The sequence below is a fragment of the Streptomyces sp. NPDC003284 genome (assembly GCF_053589675.1).
The window spans coordinates 492,463-506,071 of sequence record NZ_JBSFSI010000005.1; the positions used below are offsets into that span (position 1 = coordinate 492,463).

General features: G+C 73.6%; 15 protein-coding genes. 7 read left to right on the top strand and 8 right to left on the bottom strand.

The features are described 5' to 3' along the window. Positions 1–52 precede the first annotated feature (52 nt). The 8 genes from ACWDYF_RS14615 to ACWDYF_RS14650 form a co-directional block, all read right to left on the bottom strand. Positions 53–310, bottom strand: a complete 258-nt coding sequence (locus tag ACWDYF_RS14615) for a DUF3099 domain-containing protein (protein WP_026252680.1) — start codon at positions 308–310, stop codon at positions 53–55. 97 nt (positions 311–407) lie between these two features. Further along, entirely contained in the window at positions 408–695 is a 288-nt protein-coding gene (locus ACWDYF_RS14620) for a DUF1416 domain-containing protein (protein WP_004986406.1), read from the bottom strand. 42 nt (positions 696–737) lie between these two features. Next, positions 738–1,583, bottom strand: coding sequence for a sulfurtransferase (locus tag ACWDYF_RS14625; protein WP_389463233.1), 846 nt, complete (start codon positions 1,581–1,583; stop codon positions 738–740). 129 nt (positions 1,584–1,712) lie between these two features. Further along, the gene (locus tag ACWDYF_RS14630; protein ID WP_350751515.1) at positions 1,713–1,793 is read right to left on the bottom strand and encodes an Ms5788A family Cys-rich leader peptide; all 81 of its coding nucleotides are present in this window, start codon (positions 1,791–1,793) and stop codon (positions 1,713–1,715) included. Between the two features lie 187 nt (positions 1,794–1,980). Then, positions 1,981–2,706: an LmeA family phospholipid-binding protein gene (locus ACWDYF_RS14635; RefSeq protein WP_389463235.1), complete on the bottom strand. Its 726-nt coding sequence runs from the start codon at positions 2,704–2,706 to the stop codon at positions 1,981–1,983. A 189-nt stretch (positions 2,707–2,895) separates the two neighbouring features. Further along, positions 2,896–4,239, bottom strand: a complete 1,344-nt coding sequence (locus ACWDYF_RS14640) for a hypothetical protein (protein WP_389463237.1) — start codon at positions 4,237–4,239, stop codon at positions 2,896–2,898. Between the two features lie 3 nt (positions 4,240–4,242). After that, on the bottom strand, positions 4,243–4,497 hold the full coding sequence (locus ACWDYF_RS14645) for a MoaD/ThiS family protein (RefSeq protein WP_389463239.1): 255 nt from the start codon (positions 4,495–4,497) through the stop codon (positions 4,243–4,245). Positions 4,498–4,543: 46 nt separating this feature from the next. Next, positions 4,544–5,509 carry an alpha/beta hydrolase gene (locus ACWDYF_RS14650; protein ID WP_389463241.1) on the bottom strand — a complete coding sequence of 322 codons (966 nt, stop codon included), beginning with the start codon at positions 5,507–5,509 and terminating at the stop codon, positions 4,544–4,546. Positions 5,510–5,747: 238 nt separating this feature from the next. Here ACWDYF_RS14650 and ACWDYF_RS14655 point away from each other — a divergent pair, with 238 nt between their 5' ends. From ACWDYF_RS14655 to ACWDYF_RS14685, 7 genes are all read left to right on the top strand, one after another. After that, positions 5,748–6,533, top strand: a complete 786-nt coding sequence (locus ACWDYF_RS14655) for a response regulator transcription factor (protein WP_389463242.1) — start codon at positions 5,748–5,750, stop codon at positions 6,531–6,533. Positions 6,534–6,650: 117 nt separating this feature from the next. Next, entirely contained in the window at positions 6,651–7,673 is a 1,023-nt protein-coding gene (locus ACWDYF_RS14660; RefSeq protein ID WP_078510108.1) for a LacI family DNA-binding transcriptional regulator, read from the top strand. Between the two features lie 135 nt (positions 7,674–7,808). After that, positions 7,809–8,990: a S1C family serine protease gene (locus tag ACWDYF_RS14665; RefSeq protein WP_389463244.1), complete on the top strand. Its 1,182-nt coding sequence runs from the start codon at positions 7,809–7,811 to the stop codon at positions 8,988–8,990. A 113-nt stretch (positions 8,991–9,103) separates the two neighbouring features. Next, complete coding sequence (locus ACWDYF_RS14670) at positions 9,104–9,343, top strand: hypothetical protein (RefSeq protein ID WP_355479457.1); 240 nt, start codon at positions 9,104–9,106, stop codon at positions 9,341–9,343. Positions 9,344–9,475: 132 nt separating this feature from the next. Then, the gene (locus ACWDYF_RS14675) at positions 9,476–10,225 is read left to right on the top strand and encodes a response regulator transcription factor (protein WP_018568797.1); all 750 of its coding nucleotides are present in this window, start codon (positions 9,476–9,478) and stop codon (positions 10,223–10,225) included. Beyond that, a complete protein-coding gene (locus tag ACWDYF_RS14680; protein WP_389463246.1) occupies positions 10,222–11,676 on the top strand; it encodes a HAMP domain-containing sensor histidine kinase in 1,455 nt (484 codons plus the stop codon). Before ACWDYF_RS14675 ends, ACWDYF_RS14680 begins: the two co-directional genes overlap by 4 nt. Before the next feature lie 88 nt (positions 11,677–11,764). Continuing rightward, positions 11,765–13,552: an immunity 49 family protein gene (locus ACWDYF_RS14685; protein WP_389463248.1), complete on the top strand. Its 1,788-nt coding sequence runs from the start codon at positions 11,765–11,767 to the stop codon at positions 13,550–13,552. The last annotated feature ends 57 nt before the right edge of the window (positions 13,553–13,609 follow it).

The following is a 13,609-nucleotide window of genomic DNA, read 5'->3' on the forward strand; positions in this document are numbered from 1 at the left end:
CGGCCCCGCGCACCCCGCGCCCTGGCGCCGCGCCCCTCCGGCACCGCCGGTGTCAGTGGCGTTTCTTGCCGTCCAGCTCGTCCCACCACTCGTCGGACTTCGGGTCGCCGGACGGGTCGTCCCACCAGCGGTCCTCGGGACCGCGCCGGTTGGCGACCATGGCGGCGACCGGCGGGATGACCATGGCGAACAGGCACATGCCGACGGCGGCCGGGACGGACCAGATGCGCACGACTCCCCAGGCCAGGACGAACAGCCCGATGCAGGTGCCCATCATGGCGAAATACGCGTGACGACGGCGTGCGTACATGTGTCCAGGGTAGGTCCGCCGGGCCCGCGCGAGCAGGCCGAAGGGCCGCACCCCTGGCGTCCAACCCCGGGTGCGGCCCCTCGCGTGCTCGGCGGTCTCAGACCGCGATCGCGACCTCCGCGAGGCCGCCCTGCTGCGCCACGACCGTACGGTCGGCGGTGCCGCCGGGAACGAGGGCGCGCACGGTCCAGGTGCCCTCGGCCGCGTAGAACCGGAACTGGCCGGTGGCGGAGGTCGGCACCTCCGCGGTGAACTCACCGGTCGAGTCGAGCAGGCGCACGTAACCCGTCACCGGCTCACCGTCGCGGGTCACCTGCCCCTGGATCGTCGTCTCACCGGGCTTGATCGTCGAGGCGTCGGGGCCGCCGGCCTTCGCTCCACACATGGCGTACTCCTGAAGAGAGGTCTTGAGAGGTCGGTCGGGCGGTTACTTGCCGGAGCCCAGCTCGATCGGGACGCCCACCAGGGAGCCGTACTCGGTCCAGGAGCCGTCGTAGTTCTTGACGTTCTCCACGCCCAGCAGCTCGTGCAGCACGAACCAGGTCAGCGCGGAGCGCTCGCCGATGCGGCAGTAGGCGATGGTGTCCTTGCCCAGGTCGACGTCCTCGTCGGCGTAGAGGGCCTTCAGCTCCTCGTCCGAGCGGAAGGTGCCGTCGTCGTTGGCGTTCTTGGACCACGGGATGTTCTTGGCGGACGGGACGTGGCCCGGACGCTGGGACTGCTCCTGCGGCAGGTGGGCCGGGGCGAGCAGCTTGCCGGAGAACTCGTCGGGCGAGCGGACGTCGACCAGGTTCTGCGCGCCGATGGCCTTGACCACGTCGTCGCGGAAGGCGCGGATCGCGGTGTTCTGCGGCTTCGCCTTGTACGCGGTCTTCGCGCGCTCGGGCACGTCGGTGCCGTCGACCAGCTCGCGGGCGTCCAGCTCCCACTTCTTGCGGCCGCCGTCGAGCAGCTTGACGTTCTCGTGGCCGTAGAGCTTGAAGTACCAGTACGCGTAGGAGGCGAACCAGTTGTTGTTGCCGCCGTAGAGGATCACCAGGGTGTCGTTGGCGATGCCCTTCTCCGACAGGAGCTTCTCGAAGCCCTCCTGGTCGACGAAGTCACGGCGGACCGGGTCCTGGAGGTCCTTGGTCCAGTCGATGCGGATCGCGTTCTTGATGTGGTTCTTCTCGTAGGCGGACGTGTCTTCGTCCACCTCGACGAGGGCGATGTTCGGGTCGTCCAGGTGTTCCTGGACCCAGTCGGCATCGACCAGGACGTCGCTGCGGCTCATGTTCCATCTCCTCCGGGGCAGTCGCGGGGGCGTGAGAGTGCGTGGCTGCGCGCTCGCGGGGCGAGCGGCGCATGAGGGGGCCCGGCCGGCAGGGCGGGCGGGAGACGCGGAGCCTCGCGGGGCGTCCGCTCAGAAGGGGCGACAGAGCATGGCGGCAACGCGGCACAGGTCCACTGCCCGCCGCTTGGTGAGATCCGCCTGTCGCTTCATGGCCTCGATCGTAGGGAGGGACAGGCGGCCATGTCACCGGCATGTCGCATGATGAGACGGGATCGTCCGCAATGCGGGATGGAGGGGTGGTGACGTAACGGCGGGTACGGGGTCGGGGCGGGCGGTTCCCCGGTCGACGCCGGGTGTCCATCTGCGGTGCGGACGGGCGTGTCTCGCCAGTCGGACGCTATCCGGCCAGCCTGACCTTCGAGCCCTTCACCGTGATCTCGACGCCGTTCTTCGCGGCCCGCACCGAGGCGAGCCGGATGCCGCCGGGGAGCTGGTCGATGGCCTGCTGGAAGTCGGTGACCGACCGCATCCGGCCCTCGGCGAGCGCGAGACCGGCCAGGTCCGGCAGGCCGTCGGCCTTGACGCGCACCTTGTTGTTCTCGACGCTGACGGAGCTGAGCACCTGGATCGGGGCGGGCAGCGCGGACACCTTCACCGACACCTTGATCTTGCCGTTGCCGCCGTCCGCGAGGCCCACCACCCGGGTGGTCACCCCCGGCAGCACCTGGGTGGACTCGGCCCCGGCGGTCTTCAGCAGCTCGTCGTAGGCGATGGTCGCGGTGCCGGTCGCGTCGGCGGCCGTGGCGGAGCTGTAGTCCCCGGAGAACTCGACGCCCTTCATGTCGGCCTTCAGGTCGTCGATCCGGATCTTCTGCCCCCGCTCGCCGCCGTCCGCCTCGTAGTGCTCGATGCCGACCTCGACGTCGTCCAGTTTCCCGCCTGCCAGCTGGGTCAGGAACGGGAAGCCCTTGATGGACACGTCCGGGCTGCTCGGCAGGTGCTCCGTCTCCCGCAGCTTGTCCGCGACCTGCTGCTCGGCGAAGTGCACGGCCACCCGGTCGGCCACCGCGAAGAGCACGCCGAGGACCACGACGACGATCAGCAGTATTCGCAGCGCGCGCATCCCGTGCTTCCCCCACTCGGCGGTTCCCGACGGCCCCGGACGGCCGTCAGGCGCGAGCGTAACCCGCCGGACGGGCCCGGCCCGGACTTTGTCGACCAGCTGTTACCAGCTGTTACGAGGCGCGCCCGGCCCGAGCACCCAGCGCTGCGCCCGGCCCGAGCACCCAGTTTGAGCGCCCGGCCCGTGCGCTCAACCCAGCGCGCGCCCCAGCAGCCACACCACCGGCGCCGCCGCCGACAGGGGCAGCGCCACCCCGGCGGTGAAGTGCACGAAACGCGAGGGGTAGTCGTAGGCGGCCACCCGGTGCCCGACCAGCGCGCACACGCCCGCGCCCGCGCCGAGCAGCGCGCCCTGGGCGCCGATCCCGGTCAGCCCGCCCACCGCGATGCCCGCACCGGCCGCCGCGAGCAGCGCGACCACCACCGAGGCGGCACCGGGCAGCGGCAGCGCCCGCGCCACGACGGCCGCCGCGACCGCCACCGCGCCCACCGCGACCGCGTCCGCGCCGGCGCCCAGATAGCCGGTCGCCAGGATCGCCAGCGCCGCCGAGGCGACGGTCGCCATCAGCCCGTACATCCGCTCGTCCGGCTCGGCGTGCGAGCGCAGTTGCAGGACCAGGGAGAGCAGCACCCACACGCCGAGCGTGCCGAGGATCGCCGCGGGGGCGTGCGCCCGGCCCGCGCCGAGCACGGCCGCGTCCGAGACGAGGGCGCCCGCGAAGGCGAGGGCGATGCCCTGGCGGGCCGGCCACATGCCGTTCAGCCGGAACCACCCGGCCGCCGTCACGGCCTGGAGCACCACCAGCGGTACGAGCAGCGCGTACGGGCCGGCCTCGGCCGCGCCGGCCAGCAGCAGGCCCAGCAGCGCGGTCAGCCCGGCGGGCTGCATCCCGGGGTCGATGATCGGCGAGCGGCCCTCGGCACGGGCCCGCTGGGCGTCGGTGACCCGGGTGTTGCCGCCGAGGGTGGCGGGGCCGTAGCCGCCGGACTCGGCGCCGGGTCCTTCATCCGCCGGGGCGGGGGCCGGAGCGGCGGGCCGGGGCCGGGGCTGGAGCTGGGGTTCCGGGGCCAGCGGGGGCAGGTAGGCCGTCCGCGCGGCGGCGGGCTCCGGCGCGGCGGCCGGTTCCCGCCCGGTGACGACGGGCTGCCCGTGCGTCTGGGTGTCCCAGGTCTGGCCCTGCCACTGCTGCGTGTGGTCCAGGTCCTGGCCATGCCCGTAGCCCTGGCTCTGGGCCTGGGCCTGCGCCTGGGCCTGGCTCTGGGAAGCGGCGTACGGATCGGCGTACGGCTGCTGCTCCTGGCCGGGCCAGACCTGCTGCGGGTGGGCGGCCTGCTGTCCGTACGGGTCGTACTGGTCGTACTGCTGGTGCTGGCCGTACTGCTGGTTGTGCTGCTGCCCGTACTGGTCGTACCGGCCGTCGGGCTGCTGCTGGTACCGCTGCCCGTGCTGCTGGTGCGCGTAGGGGTCGTGGCCCTCGGGGGCGCCCTGGCGGGGGTCGCCGTACCCGGCGCCCTCATACGGCTGGTCGGTCATCGCTCACCCTCCTGCGAACGGCGGGAGCACCTCGACCGTGCCGCCCTCGGTCAGCCGTACCGTCTCATGGTCGCGCTTCCCCACGGGGTCACCGTCGATGAGGAACGAGCAGCGCCGCAGGACGCGGGAGAGCTCGCCGGGGTGCCGCTCGCGCACCGCGTCGAGCGCACCGGCGAGCGTCTTCGCCTCGTACGGCTCCTCGGCGACCCCGGCCGCGGACTTCGCCGCGGCCCAGTAGCGCACCGTGACCTTTGCCATTCGTTCCTCGATACTCGGTGTCGGACCGGCAATGAACACGGTCAGGCTAGCCCGCCCGTGCGACGGCCCAGCGCGCGATGCGGTGCAGCAGGGGCCCGGGGGCGGCGTTCTCGGCGTGGCCCATGCCCGGCTCGACCCAGAGTTCGCCGTGGTCACCGGCCGCCGCGGCCAGCGTCCGGGGGTGGTCGAGGGGGAAGTAGGCGTCCTGGTCGCCGTGCACGATCAGCAGCGGTACGGGCGTGATGCGCGCCGCCGCCTCCACCGGGGAGAGCGGGACGGGGTCCCAGGCGCGGTGGTGGATCCGGGTGCGGAAGCCGTAGCGGCCCACCAGGCGGCCCTCGGGGCGCATGACCAGCCAGTGCAGCCGGCGCATGGGGGCCGTGCCCCGGTAGTACCAGCGCGCCGGGGCGCTCACGGAGACCACGGCGTCGGTGTGCTCCGCCGCGCGCCCCCGGGCGCCGCCGCCCTCCGGGCCGTACAGCGCCGCGTGCCGCAGCACCACCGAGCCGCCCATGGAGAAGCCGACGGTGACCACGCGCGCGTGCCCGAGGCCGCGTGCCCAGGCCACGGCGGCGGCGAGGTCCAGCACCTCCCGGTCGCCGACCGTCGAACGGCCGCCGGAGGCGCCGTGGCCGCGGAAGGAGAAGGTGACCACGGCCCCGTACTCACCGAACACCTGCGCGATACGACGCACGTGCGGGCGATCCAGGTCACCGGTGAAACCATGTGCGATCACGAAGACGGGGCGCGGGGCCGCGGGGCCGGTCGGCACGTCCGTCCCGGCCGCCCTGGCCGTCCCTGCTCTCCCGGGCTTCCCGGGCTTCCCGGCCGCCACAGGCTCCCCGGTGGTGGGGTCCCGGCGGGTCCGTCCGGCCGCGCCCGGCTCGTACAGCGCGTCGACCGCCACCCCGTCCGCCGCCCGCAGAAACCTTCTGACCTGCGTACGGGGCGGCGTCTCGGAGTCCGGGACGATCGTCGGACGCGCCACATGACCTGCCGGATCCCCGCTCATGTCGGCTATTCTGCTGGGAAGAGGACTCGGGCAGCGAAGCCCCCGGGTCCTTTTGTGCTTTCGGCGGGCGTTGTATACGACGCGGGAAACCGCAGGTGTACGCCGGTCGCCGGGGCGCGGTGGCTCTTGACACGCGGGCGGTACCCCAGCGCCGGGACCCCGAGGAGGAACCAGAGGCCATGGACGAGCGAACCGTGTACGACCATACGAGGCGGACGGCCCGGACAGGGTGGTCACGATGAGTTCACTGCTGCTCCTGACCAACGCCCTCCAGCCGTCCACCGAGGTGCTCCCCGCCCTCGGTCTGCTGCTGCACCAGGTGCGGGTGGCCCCGGCCGAGGGCCCCGCGCTCGTCGACACCCCGGGCGCCGACGTCATCCTGGTCGACGGGCGGCGCGACCTGCCCCAGGTGCGCAGCCTGTGCCAGCTGCTGCGCTCCACCGGACCGGGCTGCCCGCTGGTCCTCGTCGTGACGGAGGGCGGCCTCGCGGCGGTCACCGCCGACTGGGGCATCGACGACGTCCTGCTCGACACCGCGGGTCCCGCCGAGGTGGAGGCCCGGCTGCGGCTCGCGCTGGGCCGCCGGCAGCTCGTCGACGACGACTCGCCGACGGAGATCCGCAACGGCGACCTGTCCGTGGACGAGGCCACCTACAGCGCCAAGCTCAAGGGCCGGGTGCTGGACCTCACCTTCAAGGAGTTCGAGCTGCTGAAGTACCTGGCGCAGCACCCGGGCCGCGTCTTCACCCGCGCCCAGCTCCTCCAGGAGGTCTGGGGCTACGACTACTTCGGCGGCACCCGGACGGTCGACGTCCACGTACGGCGGCTGCGCGCCAAGCTCGGGCCCGAGCACGAGTCGCTGATCGGCACCGTACGGAACGTCGGCTACCGCTTCGTCACCCCGGAGAAGCCGGAGAAGAGGGCGGAGAAGACGCCGGAGACCGCGGCGAGGGCGGCGAAGACGCGGCCGGAGGACGCCGAGGGCGCGGGGAATCAGGGCAAGCCGGTCCGCGCGCAGGCGTGAGCCGGGGGCGCGGGGACGGCGTGCCGTCACCCGTCCCCGCGGGCGGGACGTTGCGGTTGCACATCCATGCCTTGATAAGCCCTGCCCGGGGCTGATCCATCCGCGTAGACTCCGCGCGTGGCCAAGGTGACTCGGGACGACGTGGCGAGACTGGCGGGGACTTCCACCGCCGTGGTCAGCTATGTGATCAACAACGGACCCCGGCCGGTCGCCCCGGCCACGCGCGAGCGCGTCCTCGCCGCGATCAAGGAGCTGGGGTACCGGCCCGACCGGGTCGCCCAGGCGATGGCCTCGCGGCGCACGGACCTGATAGGTCTGATCGTCCCGGACGCCCGCCAGCCCTTCTTCGGGGAGATGGCGCACGCGGTCGAGTGGGCGGCGGCCGAGCGCGGGAAAATGGTCCTCGTCGGCAACTCCGACTACGTGGCCGAGCGCGAGGTCCACTATCTGCGGGCCTTCCTCGGGATGCGCGTCTCGGGCCTCATCCTCGTCTCGCACGCGCTGAACGACCTGGCCGCCGCCGAGATCGACGCCTGGGACGCCCGCGTGGTGCTGCTGCACGAGCGGCCCGAGGCCATCGACGACGTGGCCGTGGTCACCGACGACCTGGGCGGCGCCCAGCTCGCCGTACGCCACCTGCTGGAACACGGGTACGAGTACGTCGCCTGCATGGGCGGCACCGCGGACACGCCCGCCGTGGGCGACCCGGTCTCCGACCACGTCGAGGGCTGGCGGCGCGCGATGGCCGAGGCCGGGCTGTCCACCGAGGGACGGCTGTTCGAGGCGCCGTACAACCGCTACGACGCCTACCGGGTCGGCCTGGAGGTCCTGGCCGGACCGGACCGGCCGCCCGCGGTCTTCTGCTCCACCGACGACCAGGCGATCGGCCTGCTGCGGGCCGCCCGCGAGCTGCGGATCGAGGTCCCCGGCGAGCTGGCCGTGGCCGGGTTCGACGACATCAAGGAGGCGGCGCTCGCGGACCCGCCGCTGACGACGGTCGCCTCCGACCGCTCCGCGATGGCCCGCGCGGCCGTGGACCTGGTGCTGGACGACGGGGTGCGGGTCACCGGTTCGCGGCGCGAGCGGCTGCGGGTGTTCCCCTCCCGGCTGGTGGTGCGCGCCTCCTGCGGCTGCGGCTGACGGCCCGCCCGCCGGTCCTCTCCCTCCCCCGCCGCCTCCCGCCCGAGGCGCCTTTATATCGGGCATACGAGGTTCTGTCGGGCTTTTCAGGGGGGACTCACGAAGCTCTCATGATCCCGGGACACTCTCAATGACATGACCGAGAGCATCCGCCGCAGCGGCGAGTACGAGTACTCCCAGGGTGACGCACAGACCCCGACCGCCTCCTCCGGGAGCCCGGTGGACCCGGTGAGCCCGGTGAACCCGGAGTGGCCGCCCCCGCCGGCGTACGCCCCGGCCACTCCCCCGGCGTACGCCACCGGCGGTCACGGCGGTCTTGACGGCTACGGCGGTCACGGCGGCCAGGGCTACGGCGGTCACGGCTTCGGCGGTCATGACGGCGGCACCGCTCTCCCGCCCGCCGCCCCGGCCGGTCCCCCGCCCGCCCCCCGCAAGCGCGCCAAGGGACCGCTCGCGCTGCTCGCCGCCGTGGCGATCGCCGCGGCGGCGGTCGGCGGCGGCACCGCCTACACCTTCCAGCAGCTGACCGGCAAGGACACGGTCGCCGCCGGCACCACCAGCACCAATGTGGTGCCCTCCAGCCAGCGCGGCAGCATCGCCGCGATCGCCAAGGCGGTCAGCCCCAGCGTCGTGGAGATCACCGCGACGCTCAACAACGGGACGTCCACCGGTTCCGGTGTGATCATCAGCAGCGGCGGCGAGATCGTCACCAACAACCACGTGATAGCGGGCGCCTCCACGATCAAGGCGCGGACCAGCAACGGCGACACGTACACCGCGCAGGTGGTCGGCACCGACAGCTCCAAGGACCTCGCCCTGATCAAGCTGGCGGGCGCCTCCGGGCTGAAGCCCGCCTCGCTGGGCGACTCCAGCGCCGTGGCGGTCGGCGACCAGGTCGTCGCGATCGGCTCCCCCGAGGGCCTGACCGGCACCGTCACCAGCGGCATCGTCTCCTCGCTCAACCGCGACGTGACCGTGTCCACCGACGAGAGCCAGGGGCAGGGCCAGGGCCAGGGGCAGGGCGACGGCCAGTGGCCGTTCGAGTTCGGCGGCCGGCACTTCAACGGCGACACCGGCTCCTCCACCACCACCTACAAGGCCATCCAGACCGACGCGTCCCTGAACCCGGGCAACTCCGGCGGCGCGCTGATCGACGCGGCGGGCAACATCATCGGCATCAACTCGGCGATGTACTCGGCGGCGACATCCGGTTCGGGCGACTCCTCCGGCGCCGGCAGCGTCGGACTCGGCTTCGCCATCCCGATCGACACCGTCAAGGCCGACCTGGCCAAGCTGCGCTCCGGCGCCCAGAACTGACCCCGGCGGGCCACGGCGGCGCCCCCTCGGGACCCGCCCGCCGCCCCGCCCACCGCACCGCGAGAAGGGACACGCGCAGGCACCACGGCATCCCGCACGACAAGGAGCACGCCATGATCCAGCAGCTGATCCACGCGAGGACCCCGAAGAACGCCACCGCCCCCGCTCCCGCCACCGGCACCCCCGCGCGCGGCACGGCCCCGGCCCCCGGCCCCGGCATCCCCGCACGCCGCGCCCCCGAGGCCGCCGCCGGCTCCGTGGCCGTACCGCACCTGATGGGTCTGCGGATGCCCGCCGACCGCCCGCACCGGCACAAGGTGCCCCTGGGCCGGCTGACGGCAGTGGCGGCCTGAGCGGACACGCGGCGCACGGGACAGGTGCCGGACATGGGAATCTGGGAGCAACCCACCCCGGGCCCGGGGAGCGACCGGCCGGTCGTCCCGCCGGGTCCGGACTGCCCCGAGGAATCCGAGGAACCACCACCGATGAGTCCCGCCGACGGCGACCGCGACGACCACGGCCGCGTCCCCCAGCGCATCCTGATCGTCGACGACGAACCCGCGGTGCGCGAGGCGCTCCAGCGCAGTCTCGCCTTCGAGGGGTACGGCACCGAAGTGGCCGTGGACGGCGCCGACGCCCTGGAGAAGGCGGGCGCCTACCGGCCCGACCTGGTCGTCCTCGACATCCAGATGCCCCGTATGGACGGCCTGACCGCCGCCCGCCGGATCCGCGCCGCCGGCGACACCACCCCGATCCTCATGCTGACGGCCCGCGACACGGTCGGCGACCGGGTCACCGGCCTGGACGCCGGGGCCGACGACTACCTGGTCAAACCCTTCGAGCTGGACGAGCTGTTCGCCCGGATCCGCGCGCTGCTGCGCCGCAGTTCGTACGCGGCGGCCGTGGACGCGTCCGTCGACGAGGGCGACGTGCTCGCCTTCGCCGATCTGCGCATGGACCTGGCGACCCGTGAGGTGACGCGCGGCGGACGCCAGGTGGAGCTGACCCGCACCGAGTTCACCCTCCTGGAGATGTTCATGGCCCATCCGCGCCAGGTGCTCACCCGTGAGCAGATCCTGAAGGCGGTCTGGGGCTTCGACTTCGAACCCTCCTCCAACTCGCTCGACGTCTACGTCATGTATCTGCGCCGCAAGACCGAGGCGGGCGGTGAGCCGCGCCTGGTGCACACGGTGCGCGGGGTCGGCTACGTCCTGCGGCAGGGCGGCGCGGAGTGAGCAGGGCCCTGCGCCGCTTCCGTTCCCTGCCGATCCGCTCGCGGCTGGCGCTGCTGGTGGCGGCGGCGGTGGCGTTCGGGGTGGCCGCGGTGTCGGTGACGTGCTGGTTCATCGTGCAGGGGAAACTGATCCAGCAGATCGACGACGACCTGCGGGCGGCCACGAGCCCGGTGGGCTCGCGCAGCGTGCAGAACCTCCTCGCCAGTTGCAGCAACACGCCCGGCAGCACGGACGAACGGGGCCCCGGCTCCACCGACTACTACGTCCAGATCATCGACTCCGCCGGCCGGACCTGCGTCTTCGACAATTCCGTCGGCACGGTCAAGGTGACGGGCACCGACACCGCCGTCGCCCAGAACGCCGACCGGGGCCTGTCGACGCTGCACGACAGCACCGACACCAAGGGCGACCCGGTGCGCGTGCTGGCCTCCCCGCTGCTCATCGCCTCCCCGGCGGGCCCGCAGATCTACCCCGGCCACGCGCTGCTGATCGCCTCGCCCCTCAAGGACACCGACAAGACCCTCAACGACCTGGCGCTCCTGCTGCTGCTCGTGTCGGGGATAGGCGTCGTCGGGGCCGGTGCCGCGGGGCTCGCGGTGGCCCGCGCCGGTCTGCGCCCGGTCGACAAGCTCACCGAGGCCGTCGAGCACGTGGCCCGCACCGAGGACCTGGCGGTCCGCATCCCGGTCGAGGACGACAGCGAGGACGAGATCGCCCGGCTGTCCCGCTCCTTCAACTCCATGACCGCGTCCCTGGCGTCCTCCCGCGACCTCCAGCAGCAGCTGATCGCCGACGCCGGACACGAACTCCGTACGCCGCTGACCTCCCTGCGCACCAACATCGAACTGCTCACCCGCAGCGAGGAGACCGGCCGCCCGCTGCCCGAGGCCGACCGCAAGGCGCTGCTCGCCTCGGTGAAGGCCCAGATGACCGAGCTGGCCGCGCTGATCGGCGACCTCCAGGAACTGTCCCGCCCCGAGGGCCAGCGCGGCGAACGCGTCCAGGTGATCGCGCTCCAGGACACCGTCGAGTCCGCGCTGCGCCGCGCCCGGCTGCGCGGACCGGAGCTGACCATCACCGCCGACGTCGAGCCCTGGTTCGTCCGCGCCGAACCGGCGGCCATGGAACGCGCGATCGTCAACATCCTCGACAACGCGGTGAAGTTCAGCCCCGAGGGCGGCGTGGTCGAGGTCCGGCTCTCTGACGGCGTCCTCACCGTCCGCGACCACGGCCCCGGTGTCCCCGCCGACGAACTCCCGCACGTCTTCGACCGCTTCTGGCGCTCCCCCGGCGCCCGCGCCCTCCCCGGCTCCGGCCTCGGTCTCTCCATCGTCGCCCGCACCGTCCAGCAGTCCGGCGGCGAGGTCACCCTCACCCCGGCACCCGACGGCGGCATGATCGCCACGATCCGCCTCCCGGGGGCGCCCACTCCGCCGCCCGAACTGCCGTGACCTGCGGAGATGACCCGCTGTCAGTGGCCTCTTCTAGGGTGGGGCCCTGAGCGTGGACGGCAGGCTGTGTGTGGGGGGGGGCAGAGCGATGCGGGTGGAGCGGCATCAGGTGGAGGACGCCCGGGTGGCGGCCGCGGTGGAGGGGTTCGCCGGGCGGATCGGGCGGCTGGTGCATTCGTTCTCGAAGGCCGGGCCGGTGACGGCGTACGAGTACCGGCTGATCGCGGAGGAGTTCCTCGACTGCCTGGGGGCGCTGTCCACGGGGGATCCGGGGCTCGGGTCACCGGAGGCGAAGGCGGTGCTGGAGGACGCGGCGGAGGCGGCCGTGGGGGCGGTGGCGTACACGGCGTACCACCCGGTGTACCCGTTCGACGTGTTCCTCCACTATGTGAACTGGGGGGTCTGCCACGACCGCGAGGAGGGCGAACCGCCGCCGGTCCCCCTCCGGACGCACTGGTGGCTGGACGCGTTCTGCCTGGCCGTGCTGGCCGGGCGGGCCGAGGACCACGCGGAGACCTTCCGCTTCGCGTGGTGGGCCCGGCGCACCCCCGCCCAGAGACGGACCGGGCTGCCCGACGACGAGCTGGTCAACGGCTTCCTGGCGTACGTCCTCGGGGACACGGGCGGCGAGGAGGACGGCCACCCGCCCTCCGGCGAGGAGCAGGTGGCCGCGCTCGACGCGGCGATCGGGCGAGTGCGGGCGGGAGCCGGCGGGGGCGGTGCCGCCGGGCCGGACGACCGGGCGGAGACCGTCGGGCTGCTCGCGCTGCGGGCCCTCGCCGCGGGAGACCGCGAGGCGTTCGGGGACGCTCTGGTACGGCTGCTGCGGCCGGTCGCCGAGGCCGCGGGGCCGGATGCCGCTCCGCGCACCCTGCTGCCGCTGCTGCCCCTCGCCCTCGCGTCCCTCGCCCACCGGCACGAGGGCCGGCCGCCGGAGATCGAGAGCGACTATCTGCCGTACGGGCCGGTCACCGGGTTCGAGCGCGAGGGACCGCGGGTCGGACCCTACGGACGGGACGTACGGCCCGGCGCCCGTGCCGAACCGGGCGCCGGGCCGGTGCGGTTCGCGCGGCCGGAGCTGCCGGGCGGGATGCTCCCGGAGGCGGAGGCAAGGCTCCGTGAGCAGGTGCGCGGCGCGCTGGACCCCGACCCCGCCGACCCGTACGCCACCTGGGAGCTGTCGCGCGCCCTCGGCCATCTGGAGCTGCTGGTCAGGGGCCGGGCCCGCGGGGCGGCCGACCCCAAGGAGACGATCGCCGACGACGTGCTGCTGGGCTCGCGGTGCGGCGCGACCGTCTTCCGCGCGGCCCTCGCCGAGCCCGGCACCGAGGTCGAGGCCGAACTCGGCGGCAGGACGGTCCGGTACGTCGCCTGGAAGGTGGACGACGGGCCCGACGCGCGCACCTGGCAGCTCGCCGTGAACCTCGCCCTGATCTCCGGCCGCCGCGACGACCTCGCCCCGCTGCTCGCGGCCGGGCCGCCCGCGGAGCGCTACGGCGACACCCCGCTCACCGGCTACCGCCGCGCCCTGCACGCCCAGCTGAGCGACGCGGACCCGCGGCCCGCCCTCGACGCGGCCCTGCAACGCTGCGCGGCGATACGCGGCTCCGCGTTCCTGCCGCCGCCGCTGGTGCTGCTCTCGCAGTTCACCGGCGGTGACGAGGAGAGCTTCAACCTGGCCCTGCTGGACGCCCTGGAGACCCACCGCGACCACTTCTCGGTGGGCGACCGGGCTGAGAGCCCCGACGCCACCCTCAGCCTGGACGTGCTGGCGCTGGCCTGCCACGCCCGCCGCCGGGGCTGGGAGATCAGGGTCGAGTCGCCCTACCTGCCGCCCCGGCTGCTCCGGACGGCGCGCCCGCTCCAGAGCCCGTAGGGCGAGGGGCCCGATCCGCGCGAGACCTCCGCCGCCCGGTCTCCGCTCGGTACTCTC

What these genes read in the sequence shown, in the direction of transcription:
- ACWDYF_RS14625 (WP_389463233.1), bottom strand. Translation starts at nt 1,583, where the DNA reads ATGAGCCGCAGCGACGTCCTGGTCGATGCCGACTGGGTCCAGGAACAC.
- ACWDYF_RS14635 (WP_389463235.1), bottom strand. Translation starts at nt 2,706, where the DNA reads ATGCGCGCGCTGCGAATACTGCTGATCGTCGTCGTGGTCCTCGGCGTG.
- ACWDYF_RS14640 (WP_389463237.1), bottom strand. Translation starts at nt 4,239, where the DNA reads ATGACCGACCAGCCGTATGAGGGCGCCGGGTACGGCGACCCCCGCCAG.
- ACWDYF_RS14615 (WP_026252680.1), bottom strand. Translation starts at nt 310, where the DNA reads ATGTACGCACGCCGTCGTCACGCGTATTTCGCCATGATGGGCACCTGC.
- ACWDYF_RS14620 (WP_004986406.1), bottom strand. Translation starts at nt 695, where the DNA reads ATGTGTGGAGCGAAGGCCGGCGGCCCCGACGCCTCGACGATCAAGCCC.
- ACWDYF_RS14665 (WP_389463244.1), top strand. Translation starts at nt 7,809, where the DNA reads ATGACCGAGAGCATCCGCCGCAGCGGCGAGTACGAGTACTCCCAGGGT.
- ACWDYF_RS14685 (WP_389463248.1), top strand. Translation starts at nt 11,765, where the DNA reads ATGCGGGTGGAGCGGCATCAGGTGGAGGACGCCCGGGTGGCGGCCGCG.
- ACWDYF_RS14670 (WP_355479457.1), top strand. Translation starts at nt 9,104, where the DNA reads ATGATCCAGCAGCTGATCCACGCGAGGACCCCGAAGAACGCCACCGCC.
- ACWDYF_RS14655 (WP_389463242.1), top strand. Translation starts at nt 5,748, where the DNA reads ATGAGTTCACTGCTGCTCCTGACCAACGCCCTCCAGCCGTCCACCGAG.
- ACWDYF_RS14650 (WP_389463241.1), bottom strand. Translation starts at nt 5,509, where the DNA reads ATGAGCGGGGATCCGGCAGGTCATGTGGCGCGTCCGACGATCGTCCCG.
- ACWDYF_RS14675 (WP_018568797.1), top strand. Translation starts at nt 9,476, where the DNA reads ATGAGTCCCGCCGACGGCGACCGCGACGACCACGGCCGCGTCCCCCAG.
- ACWDYF_RS14645 (WP_389463239.1), bottom strand. Translation starts at nt 4,497, where the DNA reads ATGGCAAAGGTCACGGTGCGCTACTGGGCCGCGGCGAAGTCCGCGGCC.
- ACWDYF_RS14630 (WP_350751515.1), bottom strand. Translation starts at nt 1,793, where the DNA reads ATGAAGCGACAGGCGGATCTCACCAAGCGGCGGGCAGTGGACCTGTGC.